General features: G+C 54.0%; 17 protein-coding genes. 4 read left to right on the top strand and 13 right to left on the bottom strand.

The window, feature by feature from the left end:
* Positions 1-3: 3 nt before the first annotated feature.
* Positions 4-1,377, bottom strand: coding sequence for an anaerobic C4-dicarboxylate transporter DcuC (gene dcuC / locus PGR10_RS16015; protein ID WP_213794475.1), 1,374 nt, complete (start codon positions 1,375-1,377; stop codon positions 4-6).
* A 291-nt stretch (positions 1,378-1,668) separates the two neighbouring features.
* Between dcuC and pagP the strand changes: the two genes are divergently transcribed.
* Both pagP and cspE read left to right on the top strand, forming a co-directional pair.
* On the top strand, positions 1,669-2,244 hold the full coding sequence (gene pagP / locus PGR10_RS16010) for a lipid IV(A) palmitoyltransferase PagP (RefSeq protein ID WP_162750180.1): 576 nt from the start codon (positions 1,669-1,671) through the stop codon (positions 2,242-2,244).
* Positions 2,245-2,437: 193 nt separating this feature from the next.
* Positions 2,438-2,647 carry a transcription antiterminator/RNA stability regulator CspE gene (cspE, locus tag PGR10_RS16005; protein WP_012542460.1) on the top strand — a complete coding sequence of 70 codons (210 nt, stop codon included), beginning with the start codon at positions 2,438-2,440 and terminating at the stop codon, positions 2,645-2,647.
* Between the two features lie 57 nt (positions 2,648-2,704).
* On the opposite strand, the gene crcB is transcribed toward cspE, so the two are convergent.
* Positions 2,705-3,088, bottom strand: a complete 384-nt coding sequence (crcB, locus tag PGR10_RS16000; protein ID WP_087860424.1) for a fluoride efflux transporter CrcB — start codon at positions 3,086-3,088, stop codon at positions 2,705-2,707.
* Positions 3,089-3,177: 89 nt separating this feature from the next.
* Between crcB and PGR10_RS15995 the strand changes: the two genes are divergently transcribed.
* Together PGR10_RS15995 and tatE are read left to right on the top strand one after the other, a co-directional pair.
* Positions 3,178-3,966, top strand: a complete 789-nt coding sequence (locus PGR10_RS15995; RefSeq protein ID WP_411325853.1) for a deaminated glutathione amidase — start codon at positions 3,178-3,180, stop codon at positions 3,964-3,966.
* A 138-nt stretch (positions 3,967-4,104) separates the two neighbouring features.
* Complete coding sequence (tatE, locus tag PGR10_RS15990) at positions 4,105-4,311, top strand: twin-arginine translocase subunit TatE (protein ID WP_045381457.1); 207 nt, start codon at positions 4,105-4,107, stop codon at positions 4,309-4,311.
* 203 nt (positions 4,312-4,514) lie between these two features.
* On the opposite strand, the gene lipA is transcribed toward tatE, so the two are convergent.
* From lipA to PGR10_RS15935, 11 genes are all read right to left on the bottom strand, one after another.
* Positions 4,515-5,480 (bottom strand): lipoyl synthase, encoded by a 966-nt coding sequence (gene lipA / locus PGR10_RS15985; RefSeq protein WP_015367739.1) that lies wholly within the window; start codon positions 5,478-5,480, stop codon positions 4,515-4,517.
* Positions 5,481-5,661: 181 nt separating this feature from the next.
* Entirely contained in the window at positions 5,662-6,612 is a 951-nt protein-coding gene (locus PGR10_RS15980) for a YbeF family transcriptional regulator (protein WP_430923761.1), read from the bottom strand.
* A gap of 143 nt (positions 6,613-6,755) precedes the next feature.
* A complete protein-coding gene (gene lipB / locus PGR10_RS15975) occupies positions 6,756-7,397 on the bottom strand; it encodes a lipoyl(octanoyl) transferase LipB (protein ID WP_087860243.1) in 642 nt (213 codons plus the stop codon).
* 100 nt (positions 7,398-7,497) lie between these two features.
* Complete coding sequence (gene ybeD / locus PGR10_RS15970) at positions 7,498-7,761, bottom strand: DUF493 family protein YbeD (RefSeq protein WP_015367736.1); 264 nt, start codon at positions 7,759-7,761, stop codon at positions 7,498-7,500.
* Between the two features lie 113 nt (positions 7,762-7,874).
* Positions 7,875-9,074 (bottom strand): D-alanyl-D-alanine carboxypeptidase DacA, encoded by a 1,200-nt coding sequence (dacA, locus tag PGR10_RS15965; RefSeq protein WP_015367735.1) that lies wholly within the window; start codon positions 9,072-9,074, stop codon positions 7,875-7,877.
* 142 nt (positions 9,075-9,216) lie between these two features.
* A complete protein-coding gene (gene rlpA, locus PGR10_RS15960) occupies positions 9,217-10,359 on the bottom strand; it encodes an endolytic peptidoglycan transglycosylase RlpA (protein ID WP_430923760.1) in 1,143 nt (380 codons plus the stop codon).
* A 10-nt stretch (positions 10,360-10,369) separates the two neighbouring features.
* Positions 10,370-11,482 (bottom strand): peptidoglycan glycosyltransferase MrdB, encoded by a 1,113-nt coding sequence (mrdB, locus tag PGR10_RS15955; protein ID WP_008805635.1) that lies wholly within the window; start codon positions 11,480-11,482, stop codon positions 10,370-10,372.
* A complete protein-coding gene (gene mrdA, locus PGR10_RS15950) occupies positions 11,482-13,383 on the bottom strand; it encodes a peptidoglycan DD-transpeptidase MrdA (protein WP_015367733.1) in 1,902 nt (633 codons plus the stop codon). The genes mrdB and mrdA overlap by 1 nt, the downstream gene beginning before the upstream one ends.
* 27 nt (positions 13,384-13,410) lie before the next feature.
* A complete protein-coding gene (gene rlmH, locus PGR10_RS15945) occupies positions 13,411-13,878 on the bottom strand; it encodes a 23S rRNA (pseudouridine(1915)-N(3))-methyltransferase RlmH (protein WP_015367732.1) in 468 nt (155 codons plus the stop codon).
* A gap of 3 nt (positions 13,879-13,881) precedes the next feature.
* Complete coding sequence (gene rsfS / locus PGR10_RS15940) at positions 13,882-14,199, bottom strand: ribosome silencing factor (protein ID WP_002894623.1); 318 nt, start codon at positions 14,197-14,199, stop codon at positions 13,882-13,884.
* 243 nt (positions 14,200-14,442) lie between these two features.
* Positions 14,443-15,051 carry an adenosylcobalamin/alpha-ribazole phosphatase gene (locus PGR10_RS15935; protein ID WP_430923759.1) on the bottom strand — a complete coding sequence of 203 codons (609 nt, stop codon included), beginning with the start codon at positions 15,049-15,051 and terminating at the stop codon, positions 14,443-14,445.
* Positions 15,052-15,063 lie beyond the last annotated feature (12 nt).

The following is a 15,063-nucleotide window of genomic DNA, read 5'->3' as shown; positions in this document are numbered from 1 at the left end:
AGTTTATTGAACCGCGGCGCCGGGGACCAGAATCTCGGTGGCGACGATCACCACCAACAGGCCAACGATAACGGGGACCGAGGTGCGCTTAACGACTTCAAATGGCGAAATCTTCGCCATTCCCGCCACCGCCACCACCACGCCGGAAACCGGTGAAATAGTGCGTCCCAAATTCGACGCCTGCAACATAGGGATCGACAGGTAAGCCGGATTGATGCCGGAAGAGTGGGCAAGCTTCGGGATCATCTCTACGAAGGCATAAAATGGCGCGTTGCCGGAGCCGGTGGTCATCGCCGCCAGCATGGTCAGAATCACCAGCACCAGCATCAGAATGATACTGGCGGAACCGAACGAGGTGGCTATGGAGATAAGTCCGTCGATAAAACCGATAGTGCTCAGACCCTGGGCAAATACGCCGGCCGCGACCAATAGCATGACGACGCTGGCGAAGGCGTCAGCCATACCGCGATAGGCGACTTCCAGCCCGGCGAAGACCTTTTTAGTGTCAAAACTGCGCAGGAATTCCAGTACCGAAGCCAGCACCATACAGAGCACCAGAATAGTGATGATGTGTAATTCAGGACCCCATTTGCCGTCGAAAATCAGCACCCCGATAATCGGCGTGAAAGGCAGAATGGCGTACAGCGCCGGCGCGGTGGTGGTTATCTCGTTGACGTCGAGCATTTCGTGCGAGGCGTTCTCTTTTTTATCGAGGTAGCGCTGCCAGAAGAAGTGAGCGATGGCCATACAGACGATAGCGGCAATCGAGATAGGCAAGGTGGTTTTGAACGCGAAATCGATTAGCGGCATTTCGGCAGCTTTGGCCGCCAGTACTACGTCACCGGAGGTCGGAGACAGGATCAACGCGGCAGGGGAGGCGCAAATCGCCGCCGCGGCGCCGCGGCTGATGCCGACGTTGACCATTACCGGGAACAGCGTCGCCATCAGCAGCACACCCAGGCCGGTCGCTGAGGAGACCGCCAGCGACATCAGACAGGCGAGGAAGTAGGCGGCAATCATCAACAGATAAGGTGAGTTAATATATCGCAGCGGTTTAGAGGCCAGTTTAACCACCATATCGTTGGCGCCGATATGCGTCATATAGGTGGCGAAGCCGCAGAGCATCATAATCATCATGCCGAGGTCGCCGCCGCGGCTCATGAGCAGTATTTTAATATACTCGAAGATGTCGGTCGCGGTGTAACCCGTACTGGCGGCGCTGGCCGGGAGAACCTTATGCCCCATGATGGCGCTGGCGATAAGTAAGACTAAACCGCCGACAAACAGCACCCCTGTCGCGGAATAGCCTTTTATAATGTAGCGGGCGACGCCCACAATAACCACGACCCCGATTAGGATCTCAACAAGCGTAAGCATACTTTACCCCTAAGCCATTAACCCAAAGAATCTGCTGATATCTAAAGCACTACAAAAATTAAGTGAGGGAATGTGCCCAAAAAACGGACAGAACTTGCTGACCCAAATCAATAAACTACTGAGAATTGACTAATCGGAACCTGCGGCGCGGCTAACATCACAAAAGTCGTCTCCCTGGATGCGGTTTTTGCCATGGCGCAATTCAGGATTTTGCCTTATTCCGTTAACAGTCTATTAAGATTACATTTGTTACTTTACTTCGTTTTTAAAATTGAAATCGGTAATAGAGAAGTGTTGAAACTACGTCAATTTACATTGTTTATTCTTGCGCTGTCCGGCCTGCTGCTGTCGTCCGGTTATGCTAACGCCTCGTTCTCGTCAACGCTCCGCGATGGCTACAATACGCTGACGGACAATGTCTCGCAAACCTGGAACGAGCCTGAGCACTACGATCTGTACGTTCCGGCGATCACCTGGCACGCGCGTTTTGCCTATGACAAAGAGAAAACCGATAAGTACAACGAACGCCCGTGGGGGGCGGGATTCGGCGTGTCGCGTTGGGACGATAAAGGAAACTGGCACGGCCTGTATCTGATGGCGTTTAAAGATTCCTTTAATAAGTGGGAGCCGATTGGCGGCTATGGCTGGGAAAAAACCTGGCGTCCGCTGGCCGATGACAACTTCCACCTTGGCCTTGGTTACACCCTTGGCGTAACGGCGCGCGACAACTGGAACTATATCCCGATCCCAGTGGTGCTGCCGCTGGCATCGATTGGCTACGGCCCGGCGACGTTCCAGATGACCTACATCCCCGGAACTTATAACAACGGCAACGTTTATTTTGCCTGGGCGCGCATTCAGTTTTAATCGTTATAACGTAGTGACAAAAGTGATAAGTTCTTTGTCTTGTTGAAAAACAACGACTAACGTAACTGCCGGCTATAAAGATAGAGACTTTTATCACTTTTTAAGAAAGTTACGCTGGACAAAAGGCATCACAATTGATGTACTGGTATCCGACACAGCATTAGTGTCGTTTTTTAATTTAAAGGTAATTTTGATGTCTAAGATTAAAGGTAACGTTAAGTGGTTTAATGAGTCCAAAGGATTCGGTTTCATTACTCCGGAAGATGGCAGCAAAGATGTATTCGTACACTTCTCTGCAATCCAGTCCAACGGTTTCAAAACTCTGGCTGAAGGTCAGCGCGTAGAGTTCGAAATCACTAACGGTGCCAAAGGCCCTTCTGCTGCAAACGTAATGGCTATCTAACCAACACGTCAGTAGAATATAAAAACCCGCTTATAGCGGGTTTTTTTTTGCCTGTCGTTAACGGGCGGCTGACTGTGAAAATAGCCAGAATGCCGTCGCGGTCATGGTGAAAGAACCAAGCAGGTTGACGAGAACGTTTAGCAACGCCCAGCTGAAACGCCCCTGCTGGAGCAGGAAGACGACTTCTGCGGAAAAGGTGGAGAAGGTCGTCAGGCCGCCGCAGAAACCGGTAGTGATGAGCAACTTCCACATAGGATCGACATGCGTCAGACGATTAAACCACGCCAGCCCGGCACCGATAATAAAGGCGCCCAGCAGGTTAGCGACTAGCGTGCCAATGGGAATCGCATGATGCATGGGGTTAAATTTCATGCCCAGCCACCAGCGCAACACGCTGCCGGTTCCGCCGCCAACAAAAACGGCTAAAAGGAGTTGTAACACGGTCATTTCCTGCTAATACGTTAGATAGAGGGTTGAGTGTAGCGCGATAAACGCGTTTTTGGCTATGGATTCGCAAGTGGGAGAAAGAGATGCGGGTAGCTGCGGGACAATTCGCCGTCACGGCGCAGTGGCAAAAAAATGCGCAGACCTGCGTTGAGCTGATGCATCAGGCGGCAGAATGCGGCGCTTCGTTACTGGTCTTGCCCGAGGCGTTACTGGCGCGAGCCGATAACGACCCGGATATGTCGGTAAAATCCGCGCAGGCGCTGGATGGCGGCTTTATGCAGCAGTTGCTGGCGGAAAGCCGGCGGAATGACTTAACCACGATATTAACGCTACACGTGCCCTCTGCTGAAGGGCGCGCGAGCAATACGCTGGTGGCGATATGCCGAGGGGCGATTTGCGCACAATACCAGAAACTCCATTTGTACGATGCGTTTAATATGCAGGAGTCACGGCTGGTGGATGCCGGCGAGCAAATCCCGCCGTTAATAGAGGTAAATGGGATGCGAATCGGCTTAATGACCTGCTACGATTTACGCTTTCCCGAATTAGCGCTATCGTTAGCGTTAAAGGGGGCTGAAGTGTTGGTGCTTCCGACAGCCTGGGTGCGTGGGCCATTGAAAGAACATCACTGGGCGACGCTGCTGGCGGCAAGGGCGCTGGATACTACCTGCTACATTATTGCGGCAGGCGAGTGTGGAACGCGTAATATCGGCCAGAGCCGGATTATCGACCCGCTCGGTACCACCATTGCTGGCGCCGCAGCCCAGCCGCAGCTGATTTTTGCTGAGATATCCGCAGATTATATTCATCAGGTGCGTGAGAGTTTGCCGGTGCTGCGTAATCGCAGATTTGCGCCACCGCAATTATTGTGACGTTTTTTTAAACAAGGCTTGATTCACCTTGTTACAGATTGCTATTGTGTCGGCGCGTCAAATAGCCGTTAATTGTATGCGTATATGTGTATGATGGCGTATTCGCAGCTTGAGCTTGTATAGAGAAGAAGGTTAGCTATGGGTGAGATTAGTATTACCAAACTGCTGGTAGTCGCAGCGCTGATTATTTTAGTGTTTGGTACCAAAAAATTACGCACGCTGGGTGGAGACCTGGGTTCGGCTATCAAAGGCTTCAAGAAAGCCATGAATGATGACGATGACAGTGCCAAAAAGACCAGCGCTGAGGAAGAAGCGCCGGCACAGAAACTCTCTCATAAAGAGTAATTAATCACGGGCTCCCGATAAGCGGGGGCGCGTCGCGGCCGGGTGTGAAGCTCTGGCGGCAAAGAGGCGGCAGCGTATTCGTTGTCGCCTTTTTTATGGTCGTTGTTTGGGATGCGAAAAAGTTGCAACCAAGTGTGACGATAGAAAGGGGCGTTAGCAGGTAAATCTGGCCGCCGCGAACGGCGGCCAAAGAAAGGCAGAGGTTATTTTACTTCCATACCTTTTGCCTGCAGATCGGCATGATAGGAAGAGCGGACGAACGGGCCGCAGGCGGCATGGGTAAAGCCCATCGCCATGGCTTCAGCTTTCATCTCTTCAAACTCTTCCGGGCTGACGTAGCGCTGCACCGGCAGGTGGTGACGGCTCGGCTGCAGGTACTGACCCAGCGTCAGCATAGTGACGCCATGACGGCGCAGATCGCGCATTACTTCGATGATCTCTTCATTGGTCTCGCCAAGACCCACCATCAGACCCGATTTGGTCGGGATTTCCGGATGCGCTTCTTTAAAGCGCTCCAGCAGCTTCAGCGACCAGTTGTAATCTGCGCCCGGACGTACCTGGCGATACAGGCGCGGTACGTTTTCCAGGTTGTGGTTAAACACATCCGGCGGCGTCACTTTCAGGATATCCAGCGCGCGATCCATACGACCGCGGAAATCCGGCACCAGCGTTTCAATCTTGATGTTCGGGCTCTTTTCGCGGATAGCGCTGATACAGTCGGCGAAATGCTGCGCGCCGCCGTCACGAAGATCGTCGCGGTCAACGGAAGTCACCACCACGTAGCGCAGACCCATGTCGGCGATGGTTTGCGCCAGTTTTTGCGGCTCATTGGCATCAGGCGTCACCGGACGACCGTGGGCAACATCGCAGAACGGACAACGGCGAGTACAGATAGCGCCGAGGATCATAAAGGTCGCGGTGCCGTGGTTGAAGCACTCGGCAAGGTTCGGGCAAGAGGCTTCTTCGCACACGGAGTGCAGGCCATTCTTACGCATCGCTGCCTTGATCCCCTGAATACGGGACGAGTCAGCCGGAAGTTTGATTTTCATCCATTCCGGTTTTCTGAGCAGAGCTTCACGCTCAGTTGCCACGTTTTTCACCGGGATAAGGGCCATTTTATCGGCGTCGCGGTACTTAACACCGCGTTCCATCACAATGGGTTTACTCATAGCGTGCGTGTTCCAGTTGCGAGTCACGAAGGAAAGCGAATTAATTCAATCAAATGTTGTATTTATCAACTATTTTTGAACTAAGGACAGGCAGTATATCATTGATACGGGGTTGAAAGCAGCCTGGTTACCCGGCAAATTGTAAAATAGTTGTTGTTTTATCCTTTTCCCTCGCGTGCGGTTAGCAGGAATAAGTTTGCACAATAGTGTCGATAATCTCTTTCAGTAACGGCTCCTGGGCGCTTTGTCGGTTGTAATGGAGCGAAATATCAATACGCTGGTCCTGCAGCGGTAGAAAAGGAATCGCTTGTAAATCCCAGATCTTCGCCACCAGCGCGAACATGCTCTCAGGCGTCAGCCCCAGCAAATCGCTATTATTCATCATCGCCGCCTGGGTCAACAGGTTATAGCTGCTAAAACCGCAGCGGCGTTCGCCGATAAATTCATCAAGTTGCCGATGCAGGGTAGGGTAGCGCTGTCCTTCCGGCAGCAGCAGCGCAAACTCAAACTGCTGTAGATTTTCCCGCGTCAGCGGAAGAGGCAAAATGGGATGATCTTTCCGGCAGAACATAACGACCGGTTCGGAAAACAGTACCTGGTGTGCAATGGCCAGCCCGCTATAGTTATAGCTGTCGATCAGCAAATCAACCTGCCGCTGGTTGAGCTGGCTGGCGGCATCGGTAATCGCAATATTGTGCAGTAATACCTGAGGAAACCTCGGTTTCAACGCATTGGCGATCGTCGGCATCACCAGGGCGCCGATGGTTGGAGTGGTAGCGATGGTGAGCACGCGCTGTTGCTGCGAGCTGCTGCCCAAATCCAGCGCATTGAGAAAGGCTTCCATCCCCTGACTAATATATTGATGCAAGTGAGTGGCAAAAGCCGTCGGCGTCACCCCCTGTCCTTTACGAATAAAGAGCGGGTCAGGGAACAGAGCCCGTAATTTATTGATGGACTGGCTGATGGCCGAAGGGGTGATATTTAGCACCCTCGCCGCGTTGACGATACCTTTATGCACGTACACCGCTTCGAAGATGGTCAGCAGATTAAGATCGATATTACGCAGAATACGAAAAATCTGCCGATCTTCAGGTTGTTCATTGAGTTCCGATGGGGGATGGTTTTCTGCCACTCAGCGTATCCGGTTGTCGGGTGTATAGCGCTATTATAGCGGGCCGTGGCATTGCGGAACGTGATAATTGATTGCAAATATAAAGTATTAATAATGACTTGCGCAATTTACAGGCGCTCTGAGATTTCAGAGCGCGAAGCTTCTTAAGCGGCTACATACTCATGCGGTGGGTTATTCAGCAGCGCCAGCAGGTTGGCGACCAGTCGCGGCGCGACGTTTTCCGTGGTGGCCTGCGGCTGCCACTGGCGCATTTGCGTCATCTCCATACCGGCATAGCCGCACGGGTTAATGCGCAGGAATGGCGTCAAATCCATTGCCACATTCAGCGCCAGGCCGTGGAAAGAACAGCCTTTACGAATACGCAGCCCCAGTGAACAAATTTTCTGTTCACCAACGTAAACCCCCGGCGCATCGGCGCGTGGGTGGGATTCAATCTGATACTCCGCGAGAGTATTGACCACGGTCTGCTCCAGTAGCGTCACTAATTCACGCACGCCGAGTTTACGCCGTTTAAGATTCAGCAATACATACATCACCTGTTGGCCTGGCCCGTGATAGGTCACCTGACCGCCGCGATCGCTCTGAATAACCGGGATATCGCCTGGCACCAGCACGTGTTCGGCTTTACCGGCCTGACCCTGAGTAAAGACCGGGTGATGTTCTACCAGCCAGATTTCATCCAGCGTCGTGTCGTCACGGCTGTCGGTAAATTCGTGCATTGCCTGCGAGATGGGTTCGTAAGGTTGCAGGCCGAGTTGTCGGATAAGAATGGTATTGTGCTGCAAAACAACGTCTCCGCCGAGAGGGATGACTTAAGTGGGGGAGAGTATATCACAGCGAAAGAGGGAGGATTACCCGGCCCTTGAGGCCGGGTAAGGAGATGGATTACAGCACCATCCGCACGATTTCGATATTGCCCAACTCTTCGTACAGGGCTTCGACCTGCTCAATGTGGGTAGCGTTAATGGTGATGGAGACCGAGTGGTAGTTACCTTTGCTGCTCGGTTTTACTGACGGAGAGTAATCACCAGGCGCATGGCGCTGTACCACTTCCACCACCTGATCAACCAGCTCAGGCAACGCCTGCCCCATTACTTTGTAAGTAAATGGAGTAGGGAATTCAAGCAGTTCGTTAAGTTTGGTTTTCATGTCAGCTCCGGTGTGACGACTAAAATAATAACTCCCACGTAATGTGGGAGTTATCAGGTTTCTTTGATGAATAGTATATGGGGATAGAAATCACACTTTCAAGTGTTCAATTTTTAACCAAACCAGTGATGGAACATTAACTTAATGTAATCAATGATTTTGCCGAAGAAATTACCTTCCGGAATTTCCTGCAGCACCACTAACGGACGCTGATCGATAGTTTTGCCATCTAACTGGAAGTTGATGGTACCGACCACCTGGTTTTTCTGCAGCGGCGCGTGCAGCTCGGTGTTATTCAACACATAGCTGGCTTTCAGATCTTTCATACGGCCGCGCGGGATAGTCAGATAGACGTCTTTATCTACGCCCAGAGAGGCGCGATCGCTATCGCCGAACCAGGCCGGTTCAGAGGCGAACTCTTTACCTGCTTTAATAGGGTTGACGGTTTCAAAGAAGCGGAAGCCCCAGGTCAGCAGTTTCTTGCTCTCGGACTCACGCCCTTTGTAGGTACGCCCGCCCATGACCGCGGAGATCAGGCGCATCTGGCCTTCGGTAGCAGAGGCAACCAGGTTGTAGCCGGCTTTATCGGTATGGCCGGTTTTAATGCCATCGACGTTGAGGCTGTTATCCCACAGCAGACCGTTACGGTTCAGCTGGCGAATACCGTTAAAGGTGAACTCTTTCTCACGGTAGATGGAATACTCATTCGGTACGTCGCGGATCAGCGCCTGGCCGATCAGCGCCATGTCACGCGCGGAGCTGTACTGACCGTCGGCATCCAGGCCGTGAACGGTCTGGAAGTGGGTGTTTTTCAGGCCCAACGCGTTAACGTAATTGTTCATCAGGCTGACAAACGCGTCCTGGCTGCCGGCAACGTAGTCGGCCATCGCCACGCAGGCATCGTTACCGGATTGCAGGTTGATGCCGCGGATCAGCTGAGAAACCGGCACCTGCATGCCCGGTTTCAGGAACATCAGGGAAGAACCTTTAAACACCGGGTTACCGGTTGCCCACGCGTCGTTACCTACGGTGACCAGATCGGATTCTTTGAATTTGCCCGCCTTCATGGCCTGGCCAATGACATAGCTGGTCATCATTTTGGTCAGGCTCGCCGGATCGCGACGGGCGTCGGCGTTGTTTTCCGCCAGCACTTTACCTGAGTTGTAATCGATAAGAACCCAGGATTCAGCATCGATCTGCGGAGCGCCTGGGATCATGGTTTTCATATTCAGGTCATCGGCGCGGGCAGCGGTAGACAGTGCCGCAACGGAGAGGGCCGTAACGAGTAAACGAGCGGTGAAAGAGGTCTTCATGGTTAGAACAACGGCATCCGTGATGAAATTAAAAAAAGTGCCTTACTATAACAAATGCGTTTCGCAGCGGCATCCGACATTGCATATGACTTTGTTAACGACTTTTACATATGCGGCGGCGGGAGATACCGCGGCGTTACGTTTAGTTGGCGCGAGTAATAAATGATTGCAGCTGCGCTTCGTTTTGCAGGCGCTGCTGTACCGTCGACGCTTGCGACTTACTGGTAAATGGACCCAATTGGATTCGCCACACGGCGCCATTTTGCATCACTCGGCCCGGAACGGCGAACTGCTGGCTCAAGCGCTGCTGATATTGCTGGGCGCGAGCCTGGTCGCTAACGGCGCCGACCTGCACGACGAACTCGCCGCTGGTGCTGGCGCTGGCGCTTGGCGCGGCAACAGTCGCGGTTGCTGCTGCGGCCGCGGCAGGCGCAACGCTCCCCTGAATCGAGCCCGGCGCGGTGACTGGAGCGCTGGGTGCTGTCGGCGTCGCGGCGACGGCGGCAGGCGCAGCAGCAGGTTCGCTGCTTTCCAGCACGCCATTATTCAGCGGCGTCGGCGCGCCAAGGAATCCACTATTGCTGACCGGCGCGCCCACGTTATCCTCAGGCTTAAGCGTTGAGTTGCTGATGGCGTGAACGTTTGATTGGTCGGCCGGGGCGATGGCCGCGGAACCATCGCCATCAAGGTTTGGCCGTGAAGGCAGGGCATAGGTTTGTTTGGCGACGGTGGTACACGCCATACCCGGGCCCGACAAAGCGCCGTCCTGAGAGACGATAATAGGATCGATACGAACTTTAGTATTGTTCGAGGTATTCAGGCGGTCGGCGGACGCGCGGGACAGGGAAATGACCCGATCATTGCCGTACGGGCCGCGATCGTTAATGCGCACCACGATCATCCGGCCGTTGGCCAGGTTCGTGATACGCGCGTAGCTCGGGATGGGCAAGGTTGGATGCGCGGCGGTGAGCTGAGTTGGATCGAACGCTTCGCCAGAGGCGGTCAGATTGCTGTTCGGTTCGGCATCATAAATTGCCGCCAGACCGGTCTGGGTGAAGTTAGCCGGATCCTGAACGATTTTATAGCTTTTGCCGTCGCGCTCATAATCCTGATTGGCCGTGGCGTTCAGCGTTTCGAAACGCGGATCGGCGCCGCTAATTTCTACCGTCGGACCATTACAGACGGCCGGCTGCGGGACGCTAACCGTCTTCTGCTGAACGTCTTCACCCGAACATGCCGCCAGCAGCCCTGCTGCTATGCAGATCCCCAGCCATTGCTTACGCATTGCGAACCCCTTAAACGCTTTTCGACAACATTTTTCTGTGGGTATGGATCGACATCACGATACCAAACCCGGCCATCAATACGATCAGGGCTGAGCCCCCGTAGCTGACCAGCGGCAAAGGTACCCCCACCACCGGCAAAATACCACTTACCATACCAATATTTACGAAGACATAAACGAATAAAATCAACATTAAACCGCCCGCCATGACGCGGCCAAAGGTGGTTTGCGCCTGGGCGGCGATCCACAGTCCGCGCATGATAAGCAAAATGTACAATGCCAGCAGGATCAACACCCCGATAAGACCCAGCTCTTCCGCCAACACGGCGAAGATAAAGTCAGTATGGCGCTCCGGCAGGAATTCGAGCTGCGACTGAGTACCATGCAACCATCCTTTACCGCGTAATCCGCCGGAACCAATAGCGATTTTCGACTGAATAATATGATAGCCCGCGCCCAGCGGATCGGTCTCCGGGTCGAGCAGCATCATCACGCGCTGACGCTGGTAGTCGTGCATCAGGAAGAACCATAAAATCGGAATAAAGGCGGCGACCAGCACGACCGCAATACCGATCAAGCGCCAGCTGAGGCCGGAGAGGAACAGAACAAACAGGCCGGAGAGGGCGATCAAAATCGAGGTGCCGAGGTCTGGCTGCGCCGCAACCAGCAGGGTCGGCAGGAAGATCAGGACCAGCGCGATAGCGGTATTCTTCAATGACGGCGGACAGACATCGCGGTTAATAAACCGCGCCACCATCAGCGGCACGGCTATTTTGGCAATCTCCGAGGGCTGAAAGCGCACAATACCGAGATCCAACCAGCGCTGCGCGCCTTTGGAGATGGCGCCGAAGGCATCTACGGCAACCAGTAAAATAATACAGAAAATATAGAGGTAGGGCGCCCAGCCCTCGTATACCCGCGGCGGGATCTGCGCCATCACGATCATAATCACCACGCCCATGGCGATTTGGCCGATTTTGCGCTCCATCATTCCCACATCCTGGCCGCTGGCGCTCCAGATAACCAGCGCGCTGTAGGTGAGCAGCGCCAGCAGGATGAGCAGCATCGTGGGGTCCAGATGGATTTTATCCCATAGTGATTTTTTGTTCGGATTATCGGTCATTATTGATCCTCCCCCGCCGTCACCGCCGGGCTTTCACTCGGCAGATTGGTGTTGTTATCACCCAGCATGATGTGATCGAGGATCTGGCGCATAATAGTACCGACCGCCGGGCCGGCGCCGCCATTCTCCAGGATCATCGCCACCGCGACCTGGGGGTTGTTGTAAGGCGCAAACGCCGTCATGAGTTTGTGGTCACGCAGACGTTCGGAAATTCGGTGCGCGTTATAGGTTTCGTTGGCTTTCAGGCCGAATACCTGCGCGGTACCGGACTTCGCCGCAATCTTATACGGCGCGCTGGCAAAGTATTTGTGCGCGGTACCGTTGCCGCGGTTAGCAACGCCGTACATGCCGTCTTTAGCGATTTCCCAATAGCCGGAATGAATATCGCCGACCGGCGGTTCATGCGGCTGTACCCACGGTACCTGTTTACCGTCTTCGAGAGTGCTTTGCAGAAGATGGGGCACTTTGACCACGCCGTCGTTTATCAGGATCATCAGCGCTTTGTTCATCTGAATCGGCGTAGCGGTCCAGTAGCCCTGGCCGATACCGACCGGGATGGTATCACCCTGATACCAGGGTTTCTTAAAGCGCTTGAGCTTCCATTCGCGAGTGGGCATGTTGCCGGAGCGTTCTTCCGCCAGGTCAACGCCAGTGTAGTCGCCGTAGCCAAACTTACTCATCCATTCGGAAAGGCGATCGATGCCCATATCATAGGCGACTTGATAGAAATAGGTATCCGCGGACTCTTCCAGCGCTTTGGTGACGTTCAGGTGTCCGTGGCCCCATTTTTTCCAGTCGCGATAGCGTTTTTCCGAACCAGGCAACTGCCACCAGCCGGGGTCGAAGAGACTGGTGTTGCGCGTAATCACGCCGGCGCTCAAGGCTGAGACGGCGACGTAGGGTTTCACCGTCGATGCAGGTGGATAAACCCCCTGCGTCGCGCGGTTAACCAGCGGGGTATTCGGATCGTTGAGTAGTCCGGAATAATCTTTGCTGGAGATACCATCAACAAACAGATTGGGATCGTAGCTCGGGGTTGAAACCAGCGCCAGAATCGCGCCGCTGCGCGGGTCGGTGACCACTACCGCCGCGCGGCTGCCCGCCAGCAGCGTTTCGATATACTGCTGCAGCTTCAAATCAAGGGTTAGGTAGATATCGCGTCCGGCCTGCGGCGGCACTTCTTTAAGCTGGCGAATAACGCGGCCGCGGTTGTTGACTTCAACCTCTTCATAACCGGTTTGCCCGTGCAGCACGTCTTCATAATAGCGCTCGATTCCAAGCTTACCGATGTCATGGGTCGATGCGTAGTTGGCCAGCTTGCCCTCTTTATCCAGGCGATCGACGTCTTTATCGTTGATTTTAGAAACGTAGCCGATAACGTGGGTCAGGGCGGAGTTATAGGGATAGTAGCGGCGCTTGTAGCCTTTGACTTCGACGCCGGGAAAGCGGTACTGGTTTACGGCGAAGCGCGCCACCTGGACTTCATTAAGATTGACCTTCACCGGAATCGAGGTGAAGCGGTGAGAGCGCGCGCGCTCTTTTTTAAAGCCGGCGATATCGTCGTCGGTCAGGTCGACGACGTCGCGCAGCGCATCCAGCGTCTGCTGCACGTTATCGACTTTTTCCGGCATCATCTCTAGCTGATAGATGGTGCGGTTCAGCGCCAGCGGCGTGCCGTTGCGATCGTAGATAATGCCGCGGCTGGGCGGAATAGGGACCAGCTTAATGCGGTTTTCATTGGAACGCGTTTGATAGTCGTTGAAACGGACAATCTGTACGTTGTAGAGGTTGGCAATCAGCACGCCGGTAAGCAACAAAATGCCCGTAAAAGCGACCAGCGCCCGGCGTACAAACAGCGAGGATTCAGCCGTATAGTCGCGGAAAGAATTCTGTAATTTCATTCGCTGCTTAGTCTACCCAGGTCATCATTACTCACGGTGGTAAGGGTGGTTAGTCGTAATGCTCCACGCACGATACAGGCTCTCAGCGACCAGCACGCGAACTAACGGGTGAGGCAACGTGAGCGTGGAAAGCGACCAACTCTGTTCCGCTGCCGCTTTGCAGGCCGGAGAGAGACCTTCCGGGCCGCCAATGAGTAAACTGACGTCCCGGCCATCCTGCTTCCAGCGTTCCAGTTCTCGCGCCAGCTGCGGCGTATCCCACGGCTTACCGGGAATATCCAGGGTCACGATACGGTTCTTGCCTGCGGCCGCCAGCATCATTTCGCCCTCTTTTTCGAGGATGCGTTTGATATCGGCATTTTTTCCGCGCTTACCGGCAGGGATCTCTACCAGTTCGAACGGCATATCTTTTGGAAAACGGCGCAGATATTCGCTAAAGCCGGTCTGAACCCAGTCCGGCATTTTGGTGCCAACGGCCACCAATTGTAGCTTCACGCATTAACTCCAGAGTTTTTCCAGCTCGTACAGACGACGGCTCTCTTCCTGCATGACGTGAACCATCACGTCTCCCAGATCGACCACGATCCAGTCGGCGGCGGCTTCACCTTCAACGCCCAGCGGCAGCATCCCGGCGGCGCGGGATTCCTGCACCACATGGTCGGCGATGGACATCACGTGGCGCGTAGACGTGCCGGTGCAAATAATCATGCAATCGGTGATGCTGGATTTGCCATGTACATCAATGGCGACGATGTCCTGACCTTTCAGGTCATCAATTTTGTCGATAACAAAATCCTGGAGTGCTTTACCCTGCAAGTGTTCCCCCTGGGTGCGTGAAGAGTGATAACAATAACGAGCCTGACAGTATACCCGAAGTCATGGCAATGTCGGGAGAAAAGTCAGCTTTCAGCCCTTGAAAGCGGGCTATCATCCCATCCCTTGCCGACGAATGCATCGCCATTTTTGTAAAACAATTTCTGCAAGATGCGTATAGCGGGTGTAGCCTGGCTGCGGAGAATAACAGCCTGCATTTGGCTGTCAATGGGCGACGATTAATTCTTATTCCGCGCGCCACCGCGCCTGGCTATTTAATACCCGCAGGGTAGTAAAATCGTGGCGCCGTTCGATAAGGCTCCAGCTACCGTGGGCGAGGGGAAAATGCCACATTGCTGCCGCAGGCATCTGCAATAAAAGTGCGATTAACAGGCTTAAAGCGCCCTGGTGGCCGACGATCAATAGATTATCCCGCTGCTGATATTGCCCGAGGGTGGCGGTAAAAGCCGCGATACGCTGCGCGAAGGCCTGGAAACTTTCGCCGTTGGTCGGCGCAGCATGTTGCCAGTCTTTGCACCAGGCGGCGTAGTTCTGCGGGTCATCTTGTTGCAGATCGCGATGGTGGCGCATTTCCCAATCACCAAAAAACATCTCATTCAACGAAGGAATCACTTGCCGTGGGATTGGCCGTCCAGCGAGCAATAAGTCGGCGGTATGCTGGGTTCTCTCCAGCTCGCTGCACAATACCAGCTCGAAAGGCACCGCCCGCAGATAGTCACCCAGCGAGCGAGCCTGCTGGATCCCGCGTTCGGTAAGAGGGGTTGGGGCATGACCGCTATACAGTCCGTCGACATTAGCCTGCGTTTCGCCGTGGCGAACCAGCCATAATTTCATGATGCACTCCGT

Origin of the sequence: Klebsiella sp. 141198, from assembly GCF_050600785.1 — a bacterium.
Taxonomy (GTDB): domain Bacteria; phylum Pseudomonadota; class Gammaproteobacteria; order Enterobacterales; family Enterobacteriaceae; genus Klebsiella; species Klebsiella aerogenes.
This window is presented reverse-complemented; position numbering and strand designations above follow the sequence as displayed.

Excerpts from the sequence above, each read along its gene's own strand:
- ybeD (WP_015367736.1), bottom strand. The coding sequence starts at position 7,761 with ATGAAAACCAAACTTAACGAACTGCTTGAATTCCCTACTCCATTTACT.
- PGR10_RS15935 (WP_430923759.1), bottom strand. The coding sequence starts at position 15,051 with ATGAAATTATGGCTGGTTCGCCACGGCGAAACGCAGGCTAATGTCGAC.
- tatE (WP_045381457.1), top strand. The coding sequence starts at position 4,105 with ATGGGTGAGATTAGTATTACCAAACTGCTGGTAGTCGCAGCGCTGATT.
- PGR10_RS15995 (WP_411325853.1), top strand. The coding sequence starts at position 3,178 with ATGCGGGTAGCTGCGGGACAATTCGCCGTCACGGCGCAGTGGCAAAAA.
- lipA (WP_015367739.1), bottom strand. The coding sequence starts at position 5,480 with ATGAGTAAACCCATTGTGATGGAACGCGGTGTTAAGTACCGCGACGCC.
- dcuC (WP_213794475.1), bottom strand. The coding sequence starts at position 1,377 with ATGCTTACGCTTGTTGAGATCCTAATCGGGGTCGTGGTTATTGTGGGC.
- mrdB (WP_008805635.1), bottom strand. The coding sequence starts at position 11,482 with ATGACCGATAATCCGAACAAAAAATCACTATGGGATAAAATCCATCTG.
- rlpA (WP_430923760.1), bottom strand. The coding sequence starts at position 10,359 with ATGCGTAAGCAATGGCTGGGGATCTGCATAGCAGCAGGGCTGCTGGCG.
- mrdA (WP_015367733.1), bottom strand. The coding sequence starts at position 13,383 with ATGAAATTACAGAATTCTTTCCGCGACTATACGGCTGAATCCTCGCTG.
- cspE (WP_012542460.1), top strand. The coding sequence starts at position 2,438 with ATGTCTAAGATTAAAGGTAACGTTAAGTGGTTTAATGAGTCCAAAGGA.
- dacA (WP_015367735.1), bottom strand. The coding sequence starts at position 9,074 with ATGAAGACCTCTTTCACCGCTCGTTTACTCGTTACGGCCCTCTCCGTT.